This window comes from Tardiphaga sp. (assembly GCF_028290495.1).
Taxonomy (GTDB): domain Bacteria; phylum Pseudomonadota; class Alphaproteobacteria; order Rhizobiales; family Xanthobacteraceae; genus Tardiphaga.
Genome location: NZ_JAQGJT010000056.1, coordinates 25,923 through 42,903 on the forward strand (window position 1 = coordinate 25,923; position 16,981 = coordinate 42,903).

Sequence of the window (16,981 nt, forward strand, 5' to 3'; positions counted from 1 at the left end):
TGTGACCGACGCTCTCTCCATCGCCCAGGCGCTGCTGCGCTGTCCGTCGGTGACCCCGGCAGACGCCGGCGCACTTGGCGTGCTGGAGAAGCTTCTGGGCGATGCCGGCTTCGACGTGCAGCGCGTGACCTTCAGCGAGGAAGGCACCGCCGACATCGACAACCTCTATGCCCGCATCGGCACGGCCGCGCCGCATCTCTCGTTCGCCGGCCATACCGATGTGGTGCCTGTTGGCGACGAGGCGGCATGGACGCACGGCGCGTTCTCCGGCGACGTCAAGGATGGCCTGCTGTATGGCCGCGGCGCGGTCGACATGAAGGGCGGTATCGCCGCCGGCGTCGCGGCTGTGCTCGATTATCTGGCAACCAACGACGGCAAGCCTCAAAAAGACGGCGGGGGCTCGATCTCGTTCCTGATCACCGGCGACGAGGAAGCCATTGCCGTCAACGGCACGGTCAAACTGTTGCAATGGGCGGACGCGCGCGGCGAAAAATTCGACCACTGCATCGTGGGCGAACCCAGCAACGTCGAGGCGATCGGCGACACCATCAAGATCGGCCGCCGCGGCTCGCAATCCGGCACGCTGGTCGTCGATGGCGTGCAGGGCCACGTCGCCTATCCGCACCGCGCGTCGAACCCGGTGCCGGACATCGCCGCCTTGATCGTGACGCTGAGCAACGAACCGCTCGACCGTGGCAACGCCCAGTTCCAGCCGTCGAATCTCGAATTCACCTCGGTCGACGTCGGCAACACCGCCAGCAACGTGATCCCAGCGCAGGCGCGCGCGAAATTCAACATCCGCTTCAACGACCATCACACGCAAGCGAGCCTGCGCGACCTGATCGACGCGCGACTGGTCGCAGCGACCGGCAACCGAATTCGCGCCCACATCGTCTGGGAGCCGTGCAACGCGGACTCGTTTGTCACCAGGCCCGGCGCCTTCACCGATCTCGTCACCGCCGCGATCTCGGAGGTTACCGGCCGCACGCCCGATCTCAACACCGGCGGCGGCACCTCGGATGCGCGCTTCATCACGCGCTATTGCCCGGTGATCGAATTCGGCCTGGTCGGGCAGACCATGCACCAGATCGACGAGCGCACGCCGGTCTCCGATCTGGAGAAGCTGACGAAGATCTATCGCGGCGTGCTCGAGCGGTACTTCGCATGACCATTCTCGTCCTCACCGCGCTGGATGCCGAGCTTGACACCGCGCGCGCGCCTGAGGGCGTCGATGTCGTGTTCACCGGCGTCGGCAAGATCAACACCACGATCGCCACGCTGCTGGCGCTGCAGGCCAGAAAGCCCTCGCTGGTGATCAACTACGGCACCGCCGGAAAAATCAGGGCGTCGCTACGTGGCCTCGTCGAGGTCGCCCATGTCGTGCAGCGTGACATGATCGCAGAGCCCCTGGCGCCGCGCGGCACCACGCCCTACGCGCCGGAACTGGACCGGCTGTCGTCCGGCCACGGCGACGTGATCTGCGGCACCGGCGACAGTTTCGTCACCACCTCCGATCCGTGGCTGAACACCAACCATGTCGATATCGTCGATATGGAATTGTTCGCGCTGGCCTCGGTCTGCCGGCACCAGAACGTGCCTTGGCGGGCCTTCAAGTTCATCACCGACGACGCCAACGATTTTGCCCACGAGCACTGGACCGCGAATGTCGCCGACGGCCAGCAATTGTTCTGGGATGCGGTGAAGCATCTGCTCTGATTGATGACGCGCCGTCCTCTCCCCGTCATTGCGAGGAGCGAAGCGACGCGGCAATCCAGATAGCCGCAATCGCTAAAAGAACTGGATTGCTTCGTCGCAAGAGCTCCTCGCAATGACGGCTGAGAGTTCAATAATCCACCTTCACCAAATAGAGCCCGTCCGGCGGCGCGACCGGGCCGCAGGCGCTGCGGGTCTTGGCCGCCAGCGCTGCCGCCAGATCGTCCGGGCTCCAGCGGCCGTGGCCGACCCACACCAGAGAGCCGACCATCGAGCGAACCTGACTGTGCAGGAACGCCCGCGCCGAGGTGACGATGTTGATGGCTTCGCCGTCTCTGATGACGTCGAGCTGGTCCAGCGTGCGCAGTGGCGACTTGGCCTGGCATTCGGTGTGACGGAACGTCGTGAAATCGTGATGGCCGACCAGCCGCTGCGCGGCTTCGTGCATCGCGTCGGTATCCAGCGGACGCGCGACGCGCCAGACATGGCCGAGATCGATGGCCAGGTTCGCGCGACGATTGACGATGCGGTAGACGTAATGTCGCTTCGTCGCTGAGAAGCGCGATTCAAAATCGTCCGCGACGATATCGGCCGACAGCACACCGATCGGATGCGGACGCAGATAGGCGTTGAGCCCGTCGCGGAGCCGGCCGGGTACGAACGGCCTGATGATATCGACATGCGCGACCTGGCCGAGCGCATGCACGCCGGCATCGGTACGCCCTGCGCCGTGCACGCGCGCGGCCTCGCCAGAGATCGCCTTCACGGCGTCTTCCAGCGCGCCCTGCACCGACGGCGCATTGTTCTGCACCTGCCAGCCGCAAAACGGCGCGCCGTCATACTCGATGAGCAACCGGTAGCGCGGCATCAGCCCAACCGCATGGGCGGCGCGAGCGGCGTGCCGCGCAGGAAATCCACCGCCTTCATCGGCTGCTTGCCGGCGCGCTGCAGGTCGATGATGCGGATCGCACCAATGCCGCAGGCGATGGTCAGCTGACCGTCGAGCAGATCGCCCGGCGTGCCCGAGCCACCGGCCAATGCGCAACGCAGAATCTTCACGCGCACCATTTCGCCTTCGAGCGGCACCTCGCACCACGCTCCCGGAAACGGCGACAGGCCGTGGATATGCCGCAGCACGTCGCGCGCAGGTCTGGTCCAGTCGATCCTGGCCTCGGCCTTGTCGATCTTGGCGGCATAGGTGACGCCGATCTCGCTCTGCTTGCTCAGTTGCAGGCGGCCGCGCTCCAGCGCGCCGATCGCCCGCACCATCAGGTCGGCGCCGAGCGGCGCCAGCGCATCGTGCAAGTCGACCGCCGTCATCGCGCTGGTGATGGCAATGCGCTCGGCCATCGCGACGTCGCCGGTGTCGAGCCCGACATCCATCTTCATCACCATCACACCGCTCTCGGCATCGCCTTCCATGATGGCGCGGTTGATCGGCGCAGCTCCCCGCCAGCGCGGCAGCAGCGAGCCGTGCAGGTTGAAACAGCCGAGCGGCGGCACATCCAGAATGTTCTGCGGCAGGATCATGCCATAGGCGACCACCACGGCGGCGTCCGCCTCATGCGCGCGCAACGTCGCTTCGGCCTCCGGCGTCTTCAGCGTCGTCGGCGTCAGCACGGGAATTCCGAGCCTGATAGCCTGCGCCTCCACCGGCGTCGGCTGCAGCTTCATGCCGCGCCCCGAAGGCTTCGCCGCGCGGGTATAGACCGCGACGACCTCGTGGCCATGCGCCACCAGTTCGAGCAGCGTCGGCACCGCGAAATCCGGCGTGCCCATGAAGATCAGGCGAAGGGGCATGGGCTGGTGTTCCTGCGGATGGATTCTCAGTTTACGCGTCATGGCCGGGCTTGTCCCGGCCATCCACGATGTTCAGCAAGAACGTGGATGCCCGGCATGCGCTGGGCATGACGGACGAGAGGCCCTCAACCAGGAAAACCTACTCCGCCCGCTTCGCCAGCTTGGTGAACTTCTTCAGCACGCGGTCGCGCTTCAGTTTGGAGAGGTAATCGACAAACAGCACGCCGTTGAGATGGTCGATCTCGTGCTGGATGCAGGTCGAGAACAGGCCGTCGGCGTCCTCTTCCTGCAGCTTGCCGTCGAGATCGAGGTAACGGATGCGGACCTGGGCGGGGCGCTCGACTTCCTCGTAATATTCCGGGATCGACAGGCAGCCTTCCTCATAGACCGAGAATTCCTCGGACGACGAGACTATCTCCGGATTGATGAAGACGCGCGGCTGCTTGCCGCCCTCCTCGTCGTCCTTCTTGGCGAGATCCATGGTGATCAGCCGCAGCGGCACCGCGATCTGGATCGCGGCCAGGCCAATGCCCGGCGCGTCATACATGGTCTCGAACATGTCGTCGGCGAGCTTGCGCACCTCCGACGTGACCTTTTCGATCGGTTGGGAGACGAGGCGAAGCTGTTTGTCCGGAAGGACGATGATTTCACGAATGGCCATGGCGGCGATGTAATCCGCGGACATGCCGGGGTCAATCCGCCTGCGGCGGCGGATCAGTTTAACGCGCTGTTAACCATGCCCTTCAGGATTCTGTTATCCGCATTTTTAAGGTCCTGTTAACTTTGAAAATTAGCGAGTTATTAACCATGTTCGTTAGTCTTTCATTTACCATAAATGTTCTTGCTTCGTTCCTTATTGCTCACGAATCTGCTATCGTCTGCGGATGAACGACACCCTCCTGATGCTCGGTGACATCCCGGTCAGCACTGCCACTGCCTTGATCGGCTTCGCCACTTTGGCGTTGCTGTTGCTGGTGATGATCGCCGTCGTGATCGCCAGGGCCGGCAGCCGCGGCGCGGCGCTGGCGATGGCGCAAGCCATCCGCGCCGACGAACTGGAAGAGCGGCTCAGCGAGATGCTGCAGGCGCAGAGCGTCGCGACCGGCCGGGTGGACGCGATGGGCCAGGCGCTGGCCGGGCGGCAGGCCGAGATGGCGCGCGCGGTCTCCGAGCGGCTGGATTCCGTCACCCACCGGGTCGGGCAAAGCATGGAGCAGTCGACCCGCAACACCATGGACAGCTTGCGCGTACTGCACGAGCGGCTGGGCATCATCGACAACGCTCACAAGAACCTCACCGATCTCACCTCGCAGGTCACCACCCTCCGCGACGTGCTCGCTAACAAGCAGTCGCGCGGCGCGTTCGGCCAGGCGCGGATGGAGACCATCGTGCGCGACGGCATGCCGAACGGCGCCTATGCATTCCAGCACACGCTGTCGTCCGGCAAGCGACCGGACTGCGTGATCTTCCTGCCGGACCAGCGGCCTTTATGCATCGACGCCAAATTTCCGCTCGAAGCCGTCACCGCGCTGCACGACGCCCGCACCGACGACGAGAAGAAATATGCCGCGCAACGGCTGCGGGCCGACGTGATGAAGCACGTCACCGACATCTCCGAAAAATACCTGATCGCCGGCGAGACGCAGGACACCGCGCTGATGTTCGTGCCCTCGGAATCGGTCTATGCCGAAATCCATGACGGCTTCGACGACATCATCCAGAAGGCCTATCGCGCCCGCGTGGTGCTGGTGTCGCCATCGCTCCTGATGCTGGCGATCCAGGTGATGCAGCAGATCCTGAAAGACGCGCGGATGCGCGACGCAGCCGACCAGATCCGCACCGAGGTGATGAACCTCGGCGACGACCTCGGCCGGCTGCGCGAGCGCGTGCTGAAGCTGCAGACGCATTTCGGCCAGGCCAATGAGGACGTCCGCCAGATTCTGATCTCCGCCGACAAGATCGAAAAGCGCGCCGGCCGGATCGAGGAGCTGGATTTCAGCAAGGCCGAGCCGGCGGAGATCGTACCATTGGCGGCGAAGCCGGAGTTGTTTCCGGGCAGGCTTCAGGCCGGCGAGTAGGGCTCGCAGTGTAGCCCGCTACTGAAACCACCGGCGGCGTGGTGACCAGCGCGCAAAACCCGGAGTCATTCCGGGGCGAGAGCGGCGCAAGCTGCGAGCGAACCCGGAACCCGGAGATGGCACGATGAACATCTCCGGGTTCCGGGTCTGCACTCCGGCCGGCGTTGCCGTCCGAACTGCATCCCGGAATGACAGTCGGGTTACGTCACCTTGCGCTGATGCGGCAGCGCCAGAGATGACGGCGGCTCGCCCGCCACCGGCACGTCCCAGATATCCTCGGCGTACTCCCGGATGGTGCGGTCCGACGAGAACCACGCCATGCGCGCGACGTTGAGAATGCTGGCGCGGCTCCAGGCGGAGGGCACCTGCCAGCGGGCGTCGATGCCGCGCTGGGCGTCGTAATAGGAATCGAAATCCGCACTCACGACGTAGTGGTCGAGATGGCGCAGCGCGTGGCCGACCGAGGCGAAGCGGCCGGGATCGTCCGGCGAGAAGTCACCGCGCTCGATCGCCTCGATGGCGCGGCCGAGATTCGGCGATTTCGAAATCACGTCTGAGGCATCCAGCCCACGGGCGCGGCGCGCCACGACTTCGGCGGCGTCCATGCCGAAGATCGCGATATTCTCCGGACCGACATTGTCGCGGATCTCGATATTGGCGCCGTCCAGCGTGCCGATCGTCAGCGCGCCGTTCAGCGACAGTTTCATGTTGCCGGTGCCGGAGGCTTCCATGCCGGCTGTCGATATCTGCTCGGACAGATCGGCTGCGGGAATGATGATTTCCGCGAGACTTACATTGTAGTCCGGCAGGAACGCTACCTTGAGCTTGCCGCCGACCGTGGTGTCATTGTTGACGACCTCGGCGACGTCGTTGATCAGCTTGATGATCAGCTTGGCATAGCGATAGCTCGCGGCCGCCTTGCCGGCGAAGATTTTGACGCGAGGCACCCAATCCTTGTTGGGCTCGTCCCTGATCGCGTGATACAGCGCCACCGTTTCCAGCAGGTTCAACAGCTGCCGCTTGTATTCGTGGATGCGCTTGATCTGCACATCGAACAAAGCGGTGGGATCCGCCTGGATGCCGAGCTTTTCGCCGATCACCCGCGCCAGCGCGATCTTGTTGTGCAGCTTCACGCGGCCGAACTGCTGCTGGAACGAAGCATCACCGGCGTAGGCCTCGAGCCGCGCAAGCCGCGTGGGATCGTCGAGCACGGCCTCGCCGCAGGTCGCGCGCAACAGGTCGGTGAGCTTCGGATTGGCCAGCATCAGCCAGCGGCGGAAAGTAATGCCGTTGGTCTTGTTGGTGATACGGCCGGGGTAGAGCGTGTTGAGATCGTGGAACACGGTCTCCTTCATCAGTTCCGAATGCATCGCCGAGACGCCGTTGATGCGGTGCGAGCCGATGAACGCCAGGTTGCCCATGCGGACGCGGCGGCCCGCGCCCTCGTCGATGATCGAGACCGAGGCCCGGAACGTCGTGTCGCCGGGCTTGGTGGCGTCGGCGCGGTCGAGATGCGCCTCATTGATACGGTAGATGATCTCGAGGTGCCGCGGCAGCAGCCGCTGGAACAGCTCGACCGGCCAGGTCTCCAGCGCCTCGGGCAGCAGCGTGTGGTTGGTATAGGACAAAGTGGCATTGGTGATCTGCCACGCCGCATCCCAGCGCATGTTGTGCTGGTCGACCAGGATTCGCATCAGCTCGGCTATCGCCAGGCTCGGATGGGTGTCGTTCATCTGCACCGCGGCCTTGTTGGCGAGGCCACGCAGATTGCCGTCGGATTCCAGATGCCGCTTCACCAGATCCTGTAGCGAGGCGGAGACGAAGAAGTATTCCTGGCGCAGCCGCAATTCGCGGCCGGCCGCGCTCTCGTCGTTGGGATAGAGGAACTTGCAGATCGCTTCGGCACGGGCCTGTTCGGCGCTGGCGCCGAGATAGTCGCCGGTGTTGAAGACATCGAGTTTGAGCGGATCCGGCGCGCGCGCCGACCACAGCCGCAGCGCATTCACATGCTGGCCGCGCCAGCCGACGATCGGCGTGTCGTAGGCGACCGCTTCCACGGTCTCGCGGGGATGCCAGACCACGCTCTTGCGGCCGCGGCCATCCTCGATGGTCTCGATGCTGCCGCCGAAATGGACGTGGTAAATCACCTCCGGCCGCTGCAATTCCCAGGGATTGCCGAAGCCCAGCCATTCGTCGGGATATTCCTGCTGCCAGCCATGCGAGATAATCTGCCGAAACAGGCCGAAATCGTAGCGGATGCCATAGCCGAAGGCCGGGATCGCCAGCGTCGCCATGCTTTCCATGAAGCAGGCGGCAAGCCGTCCAAGGCCGCCATTGCCCAGCGCCGCGTCGGGTTCGCACTTTCTGAGATCGTCGAGGCCGACGCCGAGATCGCCCAGAGCGGCCTCGAACAGCGGCAGCAGGCCCATGTTGTTGAGCGCGTCGGTGAACAGCCGGCCGATCAGGAACTCCAGCGAGAGATAATACACCCGCTTGCGGCCAGCGTCGTAGCTCTCCTTTTCGGAGGTCAGCCAGCGATGCACCATGCGGTCACGCAGCGTCAGCGCAGCGGCCTTGTACCAGTCATGGCGGGTAGCGAACGAGGCCTCCTTGCCGATCGACAGCGTCAGCTTGGTGATGATGGCGCTCTTGATTTCGGCCAGCGCCAATTCGTCGAGCGGCGCGTTGTGGGGCTGGAACTTCGTTGGCAATGATTGATCTGGCAAACGTGCAATCCCGTTGCTGAGTCCGATGGGCCGAGCATACGCGCTTTCGGCCGTATCAGGAACCCGCCGACCTGCGGAGCTTTTGCCACCGTAATGCCCGCGATTTGGGCAAAGAGGTAAATCTGAATGTAGTCCCGGCAAGCGAGCAAAGCGAACTCAAGCCGGGCGGCAACATTGTTGGTCACGCCGATATACAGCGTGCCGTAACGGCCGCTGACGAGGATGTAGGCGAAGTATGAGCGCGCTCGGCTCATGGCGGTGCCGACTTTGGCTGCACGCTTATGGGGCCCGGCGAGCGCTCGCTGTGCTCGCTTGCCGGGGCGACATGTTTATTAGAACAAATTAAGAACATTTTTACAAGTCACTGATATATCATCGTGATTCGACGCCCATCGGCGTCCATATCTATGGTCTTTCAGAACTCGCGAGGACTAGATGTCCACCATTGCCTTCGATCAGTTCGCCCTCACCCGGATTGCCGACTTCGCGCGATCCCTGTCGCGGCTGCATCAGGTCGCGCGCCGCCACCTTATCGACGACGACCAGATCGACCGCGAATTCAATACGGTATGTCTGTCGGTGTGGGGCTACACGACCGACGATGTCAGCGACGAGTTGTTCACGCTGGACGACCACGCCTGGCTCGACGCCCTCGATGAGGCCCATGCCCGGATTTTCGCCGCCGAGCAGGGCTACGACCTGATCGATGACGACGGCATGCTGACCGACTGGTGGGGCTATTGCTGGATGATCCTGGCCGAAAAGCGCGGCCTGCTGACGCCGGAAAATCGCGCCGCGGCCCGCGCCGACATCGAGGACAGGTATCTTTCGGCGCCGAACGTGATCGGCGTCATTGTCGGGCGCTGATGCTGATTATGGCAGCTCGGCGCGCTTGCCCGCCCGGGCCACCGGCGCGCTCTTCGGCACGCTGGTGACCGCCGGGACCGGGGCCGCAGGACGGGTCTCCGGCATTGGCGCTTCCTCGGCGATCATCTCCGCCGAGACAGGAGCGACCTTCATCTCACCGAGGCGAGCGCGAACGTCCGAAGTCAGGCCGGGATAGGACGCAACGGGGGTGAATTCCGCGGTCTGGCCGTTGCCGGTGCGAACGCCGGAAAACGCGACGAGGCCGTTGGCGGTGGCAATCACGTCGCCGGGGCGCAGCGATGAATCCAGCGTCAGATCGACGGGCGCCAGGCCGGTGGCGTCGCGCCCGTTGCAGGTGCAGTCGGCGCGCAACGCCTTGCGATAGGCAAAGGCGTTCTCCGAATCCGCATAGCGCTCGCCATTGGCCGACGAGGCGCCATCGATGTTGCTGCCGAAGAATACCTTGGTCGTGGTCGCCGGGCAGAACGCCTGGCACATCTGCGCCGGGCTGGCGGTGCGGCCGAGCGGGAAATACTTGCCATCACAGCTACGCACGCAGAACGACGGCCCGGAGCTGCCACCGGCGCTTACCATCGGACGCGGCGGCGGCGGTGCGGGGGTGTTGAGGCCGAACGGATCGGCGAAGAAATTGGTTTCCGCCGGCGCGCCGCGGCGCGGCTGCTGTTTCTGGGGAGGACCGCCACCGAACAGGAAATCGAACAGACCTTCGGCGACCGCTACACCGGGCGTCAGCGACAGCGAAACGGCGAGCGCAATGGCAGCGAACAGCGCCGGACGCGGAAGTTTTCTTGGGAATTTTCGATCGTGACGCAACGCCAACTCCGCAACGCACTGAAGGCCGGACGGATTTCGTCCGGCGCGGCTTCACAGTACGGCGGTATGGTAAACGAGATGTTTAGAACGCCGGTGCGATCGGATCGCCTGTGTCCCGCCTAGATGAAAAACACCCATGTCATGAGCAGGAAGACCGGGATCAACACGGCGCCCGACCACAGGATGTAGCCGAAGAAGCTCGGCATCTTCACGCCGGCATCCCGGGCGATGGCGTAGACCATGAAGTTCGGCGCGTTGCCGATATAGGTGTTCGCGCCCATGAACACCGCGCCCGCAGAAATCGCAGCGAGGGTGGCGGCCCCCGTCGTCATCAGCGTTTTGGCGTCTCCACCGGCGAGTTCGAAGAACACCAGGTAGGTCGGCGCATTGTCGAGGAACGAGGACAGGCCGCCGGTGAGCCAGAAATAGGCCATGTTGTTCGGCGTGCCGTCGGCATGGCTGACCAGCGCCACCAGCGGCGCGAACGCGCCCTGCGCGCCGGCCTGCAGCATCGCCATCACAGGCACGATGCAGACGAAGATGCCGGCGAACAGGATCGCGACTTCCTGGATCGGCCCCCACTTGAAGTCATTGGCCTTGCGGTGTTCTGATCGGGTCAGCCACAGCGAGGCAAACGTCACCAGCACGAAGATCACGTCACGCAGCAGATCCTGCAAGGCGAGCGGTGTGCCGAGCACGTTGAAAGAAATACCCGGCTTCCAGCTCGCGCTTGTCAGGATCGCACCGATGACGACGACCAGCAACAGCAGGTTGATCTTGCCGTGCAGATGCAGCGGCGCATCCGGCGTCGGATCGGCCTTCTTCGGGAAGTTGCCCTCGCGGTGATGCAGCCAGACATCCAGCACCATGAAGACCGCCAGCACGATACCCGCCGCGAACAGCGTGTCAGGCAGCAGTTGTGTGGTGGTCCAGAAGAAGTCGACGCCCTTGAGGAAGCCGAGGAACAGCGGGGGATCGCCGAGCGGCGACAGCGAGCCGCCGATATTGGAGACCAGGAAGATGAAGAACACCACGACGTGGACATTGTAGTCGCGATCGTCATTGGCGCGGATCAGCGGCCGGATCAGGATCATCGAGGCGCCGGTGGTGCCGACCACGCTGGCGATCAGCGTGCCGAAGCCGAGCAGCGCGGTGTTGGTGAAAACGCTGTCATGCAAATTGCCTTCGACATAGATGCCACCGGCCACTGTGAACAAAGCCAGCAGCAGCAGGATGAACGGCATGTATTCGAGCAGCACGGTGTGGGAGAGCGTGTGCACCGCCGTGGTCGCATCGGTAAAGACAAACAGCGGGATGACCACCAGCGCCGCCCAGAACGCGGCGAACTTGCCGTAATGGTGCTCCCAGAGATGGTGATAGAGAACCGGCCCGGTAGCGATGCAGAGCAGGATGCCGGCGAACGGCAACGCCCACAGCATCGACAGCTTCGCGCCATCGAGGCCGCCTTGCGCAGCATGCGCCATATCGGGCGCAAGCGTGACGATCAGGGTGCAGGCAGCAAGAACGATGAAGCGAACCAAGGCATGACCTTTCATTGCGGCCTGCGCGAACAGGCGCAGGCGCAAACGGGAAGGATCAGCCTTTCAGAAATTCGCCGGCCTTGTAAAGCGAGCGAAACGCAACGCCGGCCTTGGCGAAAGTCTCGGCGGCGCCCTCGTCGCGATCGACCATCGTGTAGACCAGCACCACATTGCCGCCTGCCTCACGCACCGCCTCCAGCGCCTTGACCGCGGAGCCGCCGGTGGTGGTGACGTCCTCGACGATCACGATGCGCTTGCCTTCCAGCGTTTCACCCTTCGCCAGCCCCTCGACGGCGAGGCGCGCGCCGTGCTCCTTCGGCTTCTTGCGAACGAAGAAGGCGGCGATCGGATGGTTCTTCAGCCAGGACAACTGCGCGATCGCGCCGGCCAGCGGCACCGCGCCCATCTCCAGCCCGCCGACGTAATCGAGATTGTCCTCGCGCAGCGCGTCATAGGTCAATTCCGCCAGCAAGGCGGCGCCCTCGGGGTCGCACATCGTCGGCTTCAGGTTGAAATAGAAATTGCTCTTGCGGCCCGAGGCCAGCGTGATCTCGCCGTAACCGAACGAGCGGGCATGGATGATTTCGAACAGGCGGGCGCGGGCGGCTAATTTGGGCAAGGTGTTCTCTTTCGCTGGGATCGGCGGCAATCTAGCGGTCGCGGCCCGGACATTCCAGCGCGCAGGCGTGGCCGTCAACAGCCGCGCTCCCCCGGTTTGCCGGCTGCCCGGACGATGGTACAGACGTAAAACCCTGGGGAGGCTGCATGACCATCGAACTGCACACGTGGAATACGCCGAACGGCCGCAAGATATCCGTCGCACTCGAGGAAATGGGGCTGCCGTACAAGGTGTTCCCGGTGCATATCGGCAAGGGCGAGCAGATGAAGCCCGAATTCCTGGCGATCAGCCCGAACAACAAGATCCCCGCCATCGTCGATCCCGACGGCCCGGACGGCAAGCCGGTCAGCGTGTTCGAATCCGGCGCGATCCTGCTTTATCTCGGCGAAAAGACCGGAAAATTCCTGCCGACATCGCTGGCCAAGCGGATTCCGGTGATGGAATGGCTGATGTGGCAGATGGGCGGCTTTGGCCCGATGCCCGGCCAGGTGCACCATTTCATCGCGCTGGAGAACGAGGTTGATCGCGCCTACGGCCTGAAGCGCTTCTCCGACGAGACCCGCCGCCTCTACGGCGTGCTGGACCGGCGGCTGGCGACCCACGAATTCGTCGCCGACGAACTCTCGGTCGCCGATTTCGCGATCCTCGGCTGGGCCTGGCGCCACGAGCGCCACAAGGTCGCGCTGGCGGATTTCCCCAACGTCGCGCGCTGGTACGACACGTTGATGGCGCGGCCCGGCGTGTCGCGCGGGTTTGCGGTGAAGCTGGATTGAGAGTGTCGTGTCCCGGACGCGCTGCGGCATCCTTCATGCCGCTGCGCGTCCGGGACCGTCACGAACTCCGCGTTTCGTAACGGCCCCGGATCAGCAGCGCACCACGCTGCAAATGCGGCGCATTGCGCCGCATCCGGGGCACGCGTCGTTACGTCCGCCGCGTCTCCAGCGCCATCCGCACCGCGAGGCCGGCGAGCACGGTGCCCATCAGCCAGCGCTGCAGCTTCAGCCAGGTCGGACGCTCCCCGAGAAACAGCGCGATCGATCCGGCGGCCATCGCGATGACGGCATTGACGCCGACGCTGATGGCGATCTGGATCGCGCCCAGCGCCAGCGACTGCGTCAGCACGCTGCCGACCGCGGGATCGATGAACTGCGGCAGCAACGCCAGATACAGCATCGCGATCTTCGGATTGAGCAGGTTGGTGACAAAACCCATCGCGAACAACTTGCGCGGACCATCCACAGCAAGCTTCTTCACCTGAAACGGCGAGCGTCCATTGGGCTTCAGCGCCTGCCACGCCAGCCAGCCGAGATAGGCCGCCCCCGACAGCCGCAGCGCATCATAGGCATAGGGTACGGCGAGCAGCAGCGCGGTGATGCCGAAGGCCGCGCACAGCATGTAGAACACAAAGCCCAGCGCGACGCCGCCGAGCGAGATCAACCCGGCCAGATGCCCCTGCGTGATCGAGCGCGAGATCAGATAGATCATGTTCGGGCCGGGGGTCAGCACCATGCCGAGCGAGACGAGGGCGAAGCCGATGAGGGAGGTGATGTGGGGCATGAGGATCTCGCGGGCGGGAGCTGCTTTCTATTTAGCGCGCGCGGCGATTTGACGCCATTTCGTAAAATGCGTCGCTGATGGTCGATTATTTCATTGCTGATCCGCGGCGCATCTACAGCGGCAGCGGCTCCCTCTCCCGCTTGCGGGGAGGTAAGAGGCGTACTGCGCGTTGAGAATTTAATGCGCCTCTTCCCAGTTATTCGCCGCTCGCGCGTCGACCTGCAGCGGGACGTGCAGCAGCACGGCCGGGAACGGCGCGTCCTGCATGGTTTGCTGGACCACCGGCAGCGTCGCCGCCACCTCGTCGTCGGGGACTTCGAAGATCAGTTCGTCGTGCACCTGCAGCAGCATCTTCGCCGACAGCTTTTTCTCGGCGAGCGCCTCCTCCATCCGCACCATCGCGCGGCGGATGATGTCGGCGGCGGTGCCCTGCAGGCGGGCGTTGATCGCGGCGCGTTCGTTGAAGGCGCGGACCGAGGCGTTCGATGCCTTGATATCCGGGTAGTGACACTTCCGCCCGAACAGCGTTTCGACATAGCCGTGCGCCCGGCAAAAATCCCGCGTCGCATCCATATAGGCGCGGATGCCCGGGAAGCGCTCGAAGTACTTCTTGATGTAGGCGCCAGCTTCCTCGCGCGGAATGCTGAGCTGGTTGGCGAGGCCGAACGCCGAAATGCCGTAGATGATACCGAAGTTGATCGCTTTGGCGCGGCGGCGAATGTCGGCCGGCATGTCTTTCACCGGCACGCCGAACATTTCCGACGCGGTCATCGCATGAATGTCGATGCCTTCCTGAAACGCGGTGCGCAGCGCCGGCACGTCGGCCACTTCCGACAGCAACCGCAACTCGATCTGCGAATAGTCCGCCGATACCAGCTTGTGGCCATCAGCTGCGATAAAGGCGCGACGAATTTTGCGACCGTCCTCGGTACGAACCGGGATGTTCTGCAAATTCGGCTCGTTTGACGACAGCCGCCCCGTGGTCGTCGCGGCCAGCGCGTAGGTGGTGTGAACGCGGTGGGTCTGCGGATGCACGTAGTTCGGCAGCGCGTCGGTATAGGTCGAGCGCAATTTCGAGACCTGCCGCCAGTCGAGAATTTTTCGCGGGAATTCGTGGCCCTGCTCGGCCAGTTCATCGAGCACCTGCGCGGAGGTCGACCACGCGCCGGTCTTGGTCTTCGAGCCACCGGGCAGGCCCATCTTGCCGAACAGGATGTCGCCGAGCTGCTTCGGGCTGCCGATGTTGATTTCCTCGCCGGCGATCTCGCGGATTTCGCCTTCGATGCGGGCGGCGGTCTGCGCAAAATCCGCCGACAACTTCGACAGCACCTGGCGGTCGATCGAGATACCGCGGCGCTCCATCCGCGCCAGCACGGCAATCAGCGGACGCTCCAGCGTCTCGTAAACAGTCGTCATGTGCTCGGCCGCCAGCCGCGGCTTGAGCACGCGCCACAACCGCAGCAGCACGTCGGCGTCTTCGGCGGCGTAAGCGGTGGCGCGATCGATCGGCACCTGATCGAACGCGAGCTTGGCCTTGCCGGAGCCGATCACTTCGCCGTAGCTCAGCATCTTGTGGCCGAGCCAGATCTCCGCCAGCGCGTCGAGCCCATGCGCATTGCGCCCGGCATCGAGCGCATAGGACATCAGCTGCACGTCGTCATGGTTGCGGATGGTGACGCCATGCTGCGCGAACAGCACGGAGGTGAACTTGATGTTGAAACCGACCTTGAGCAGCCCCGCGGATTCCAGCAGCGGCTTCAGCGCTTCCAGCGCGTCGGATGCCTTGATCTGGTCGGGTTCCAGTCCCGACGCGAACAGGCCGGTGACGTCGCCGGACTGCTTGTGGTTGAGCGGCACGTAGCAGCCGTCATTCGGGCCCAGCGCCAGCGCGATGCCGACGAGGTCGGCCTGCATCGGATCGATCGACGAAGCCTTGGCCTCGAAGGCGACATGGCCGGCGTCGAAAATCCGAGCGATCCAGCCGTCGAGTTCGGCGCGCGTGCGCACCGGCTTATAGGCCTCGCGATCGACCGTGAGTTTTCGCGCGGCGGCGGCGCGGGCGGCGGCGAAAGCCACTGCGGTGAGCTGCGTCTTGTCGCCCTGCCCTGTCGTGTGGGCGCTGACGGCGCCGCCATTGGGGGCGCTCCCTGCCCCCTTGCGAGGAAGCGGCAGGGAGGAGGGAGAGCCGAAAAGATCGTCCGATGTGGCGGGGGTGGACGGCGCAGAAGCCCCGCCGCGCGGCGCGCCGGCCACGCCACCTTCGGCTTCCACATCGGCGGGATCAATCTGCGAATATTCCGCGACGCGCCGCGTCAGCGTAGAGAACTCCATCGCCTTCAGGAACGCGATCAGTTTTCGCGCATCCGGCTCATGCACCGCCAAGTCATCCAGCGGCACGTCGAGCGCGACGCGATCGTCGAGCAGCACCAGCTGCCGCGAGATCCGCGCCTTGTCGGCGTGCTCGATCAGCGACTCCCGCCGCTTCGGCTGCTTGATCTCGCCGGCGCGCGCGAGCAGCGTTTCCAGATCGCCATATTCATTGATCAGTTGCGCGGCGGTCTTGATGCCGATGCCGGGCACGCCGGGCACGTTGTCGACGCTGTCGCCGGCCAGCGCCTGCACCTCGACCACCTTGTTCGGCGGCACGCCGAATTTCTCGATCACCTCGGCGATCCCCAGCCGGCGGTCCTTCATGGTGTCGTACATCGTGACGCAATCGGTCACGAGCTGCATCAGGTCCTTGTCGGACGACACGATGGTCGCGGTGGCGCCGCGCTCGCAGGCCTGCCGCACATAGGTGGCGATCAGGTCGTCGGCCTCGAACCCGCTCTGCTCGATGCTCGGCAGATCGAAGGCGCGCACTGCGTCGCGGATCAGTGCGAATTGCGGGATCAGATCATCGGGCGCCGGCGGCCGCTGCGCCTTGTAGAGCGGGTAAAGGTCGCTGCGAAAGGTCTTCTCGGACTTGTCGAAGATAACCGCCAGATGCGTCGGCCGGTTGTCCGGCGGCATGTCGCGCAGCAGCTTCCACAGCATGTTGCAGAAGCCGAGCACGGCATTGACCTGCAGCCCGTCAGATTTACGGCTGAGCGGCGGCAGCGCGTGATAGGCGCGGAAAATATAGCCGGAGCCGTCGACCAGAAAGACATGGTCGCCCTTGCCGGGAACGCTGGCAGGGGTGGTGGCGGCGGCGGTCTGATCTGATGTGTTCGGCATGGCCGCAATTTAGAGATTGTTGGCCGGGAA

Annotated in this window: 14 protein-coding genes; 5 read left to right on the top strand and 9 right to left on the bottom strand. The window is 64.2% G+C overall.

What is annotated here, in order from left to right; genetic code table 11:
• The first annotated feature begins 1 nt into the window (after position 1).
• Complete coding sequence (gene dapE, locus JWQ24_RS10925; RefSeq protein ID WP_299807510.1) at positions 2-1,168, top strand: succinyl-diaminopimelate desuccinylase; 1,167 nt, start codon at positions 2-4, stop codon at positions 1,166-1,168.
• Positions 1,165-1,716: a 5'-methylthioadenosine nucleosidase gene (locus tag JWQ24_RS10930; RefSeq protein WP_299807512.1), complete on the top strand. Its 552-nt coding sequence runs from the start codon at positions 1,165-1,167 to the stop codon at positions 1,714-1,716. Before dapE ends, JWQ24_RS10930 begins: the two co-directional genes overlap by 4 nt.
• 127 nt (positions 1,717-1,843) lie before the next feature.
• Here the strand turns inward: JWQ24_RS10930 and truA are convergent, their stop codons facing one another.
• The 3 genes from truA to def all read right to left on the bottom strand — a co-directional run bounded on the left by truA (position 1,844) and on the right by def (position 4,174).
• Positions 1,844-2,581, bottom strand: a complete 738-nt coding sequence (truA, locus tag JWQ24_RS10935) for a tRNA pseudouridine(38-40) synthase TruA (RefSeq protein WP_299807514.1) — start codon at positions 2,579-2,581, stop codon at positions 1,844-1,846.
• On the bottom strand, positions 2,581-3,513 hold the full coding sequence (gene fmt, locus JWQ24_RS10940; RefSeq protein WP_299807516.1) for a methionyl-tRNA formyltransferase: 933 nt from the start codon (positions 3,511-3,513) through the stop codon (positions 2,581-2,583). Before fmt ends, truA begins: the two co-directional genes overlap by 1 nt.
• Before the next feature lie 139 nt (positions 3,514-3,652).
• Positions 3,653-4,174, bottom strand: a complete 522-nt coding sequence (gene def, locus JWQ24_RS10945; RefSeq protein WP_299807563.1) for a peptide deformylase — start codon at positions 4,172-4,174, stop codon at positions 3,653-3,655.
• A 223-nt stretch (positions 4,175-4,397) separates the two neighbouring features.
• Here def and rmuC point away from each other — a divergent pair, with 223 nt between their 5' ends.
• Positions 4,398-5,591 (top strand): DNA recombination protein RmuC, encoded by a 1,194-nt coding sequence (gene rmuC, locus JWQ24_RS10950; RefSeq protein ID WP_299807518.1) that lies wholly within the window; start codon positions 4,398-4,400, stop codon positions 5,589-5,591.
• 200 nt (positions 5,592-5,791) lie between these two features.
• Here rmuC and JWQ24_RS10955 read toward each other — a convergent pair whose 3' ends face one another.
• On the bottom strand, positions 5,792-8,302 hold the full coding sequence (locus tag JWQ24_RS10955; protein WP_299807520.1) for a glycogen/starch/alpha-glucan phosphorylase: 2,511 nt from the start codon (positions 8,300-8,302) through the stop codon (positions 5,792-5,794).
• A gap of 450 nt (positions 8,303-8,752) precedes the next feature.
• Between JWQ24_RS10955 and JWQ24_RS10960 the strand changes: the two genes are divergently transcribed.
• Positions 8,753-9,184: a hypothetical protein gene (locus JWQ24_RS10960; protein ID WP_299807522.1), complete on the top strand. Its 432-nt coding sequence runs from the start codon at positions 8,753-8,755 to the stop codon at positions 9,182-9,184.
• A 6-nt stretch (positions 9,185-9,190) separates the two neighbouring features.
• Here the strand turns inward: JWQ24_RS10960 and JWQ24_RS10965 are convergent, their stop codons facing one another.
• The 3 genes from JWQ24_RS10965 to pyrE all read right to left on the bottom strand — a co-directional run bounded on the left by JWQ24_RS10965 (position 9,191) and on the right by pyrE (position 12,178).
• On the bottom strand, positions 9,191-9,973 hold the full coding sequence (locus tag JWQ24_RS10965) for a DUF2865 domain-containing protein (RefSeq protein ID WP_299807565.1): 783 nt from the start codon (positions 9,971-9,973) through the stop codon (positions 9,191-9,193).
• A 164-nt stretch (positions 9,974-10,137) separates the two neighbouring features.
• A complete protein-coding gene (locus JWQ24_RS10970; RefSeq protein WP_299807567.1) occupies positions 10,138-11,502 on the bottom strand; it encodes a sodium:proton antiporter in 1,365 nt (454 codons plus the stop codon).
• A 112-nt stretch (positions 11,503-11,614) separates the two neighbouring features.
• Complete coding sequence (pyrE, locus tag JWQ24_RS10975; protein WP_299807524.1) at positions 11,615-12,178, bottom strand: orotate phosphoribosyltransferase; 564 nt, start codon at positions 12,176-12,178, stop codon at positions 11,615-11,617.
• A 146-nt stretch (positions 12,179-12,324) separates the two neighbouring features.
• Between pyrE and JWQ24_RS10980 the strand changes: the two genes are divergently transcribed.
• Positions 12,325-12,951, top strand: coding sequence for a glutathione S-transferase N-terminal domain-containing protein (locus JWQ24_RS10980; protein ID WP_299807526.1), 627 nt, complete (start codon positions 12,325-12,327; stop codon positions 12,949-12,951).
• A 148-nt stretch (positions 12,952-13,099) separates the two neighbouring features.
• Here the strand turns inward: JWQ24_RS10980 and JWQ24_RS10985 are convergent, their stop codons facing one another.
• Entirely contained in the window at positions 13,100-13,735 is a 636-nt protein-coding gene (locus JWQ24_RS10985; protein WP_299807528.1) for a LysE family translocator, read from the bottom strand.
• 177 nt (positions 13,736-13,912) lie between these two features.
• Positions 13,913-16,951 (bottom strand): DNA polymerase I, encoded by a 3,039-nt coding sequence (polA, locus tag JWQ24_RS10990; RefSeq protein WP_299807530.1) that lies wholly within the window; start codon positions 16,949-16,951, stop codon positions 13,913-13,915.
• Positions 16,952-16,981: the final 30 nt, after the last annotated feature.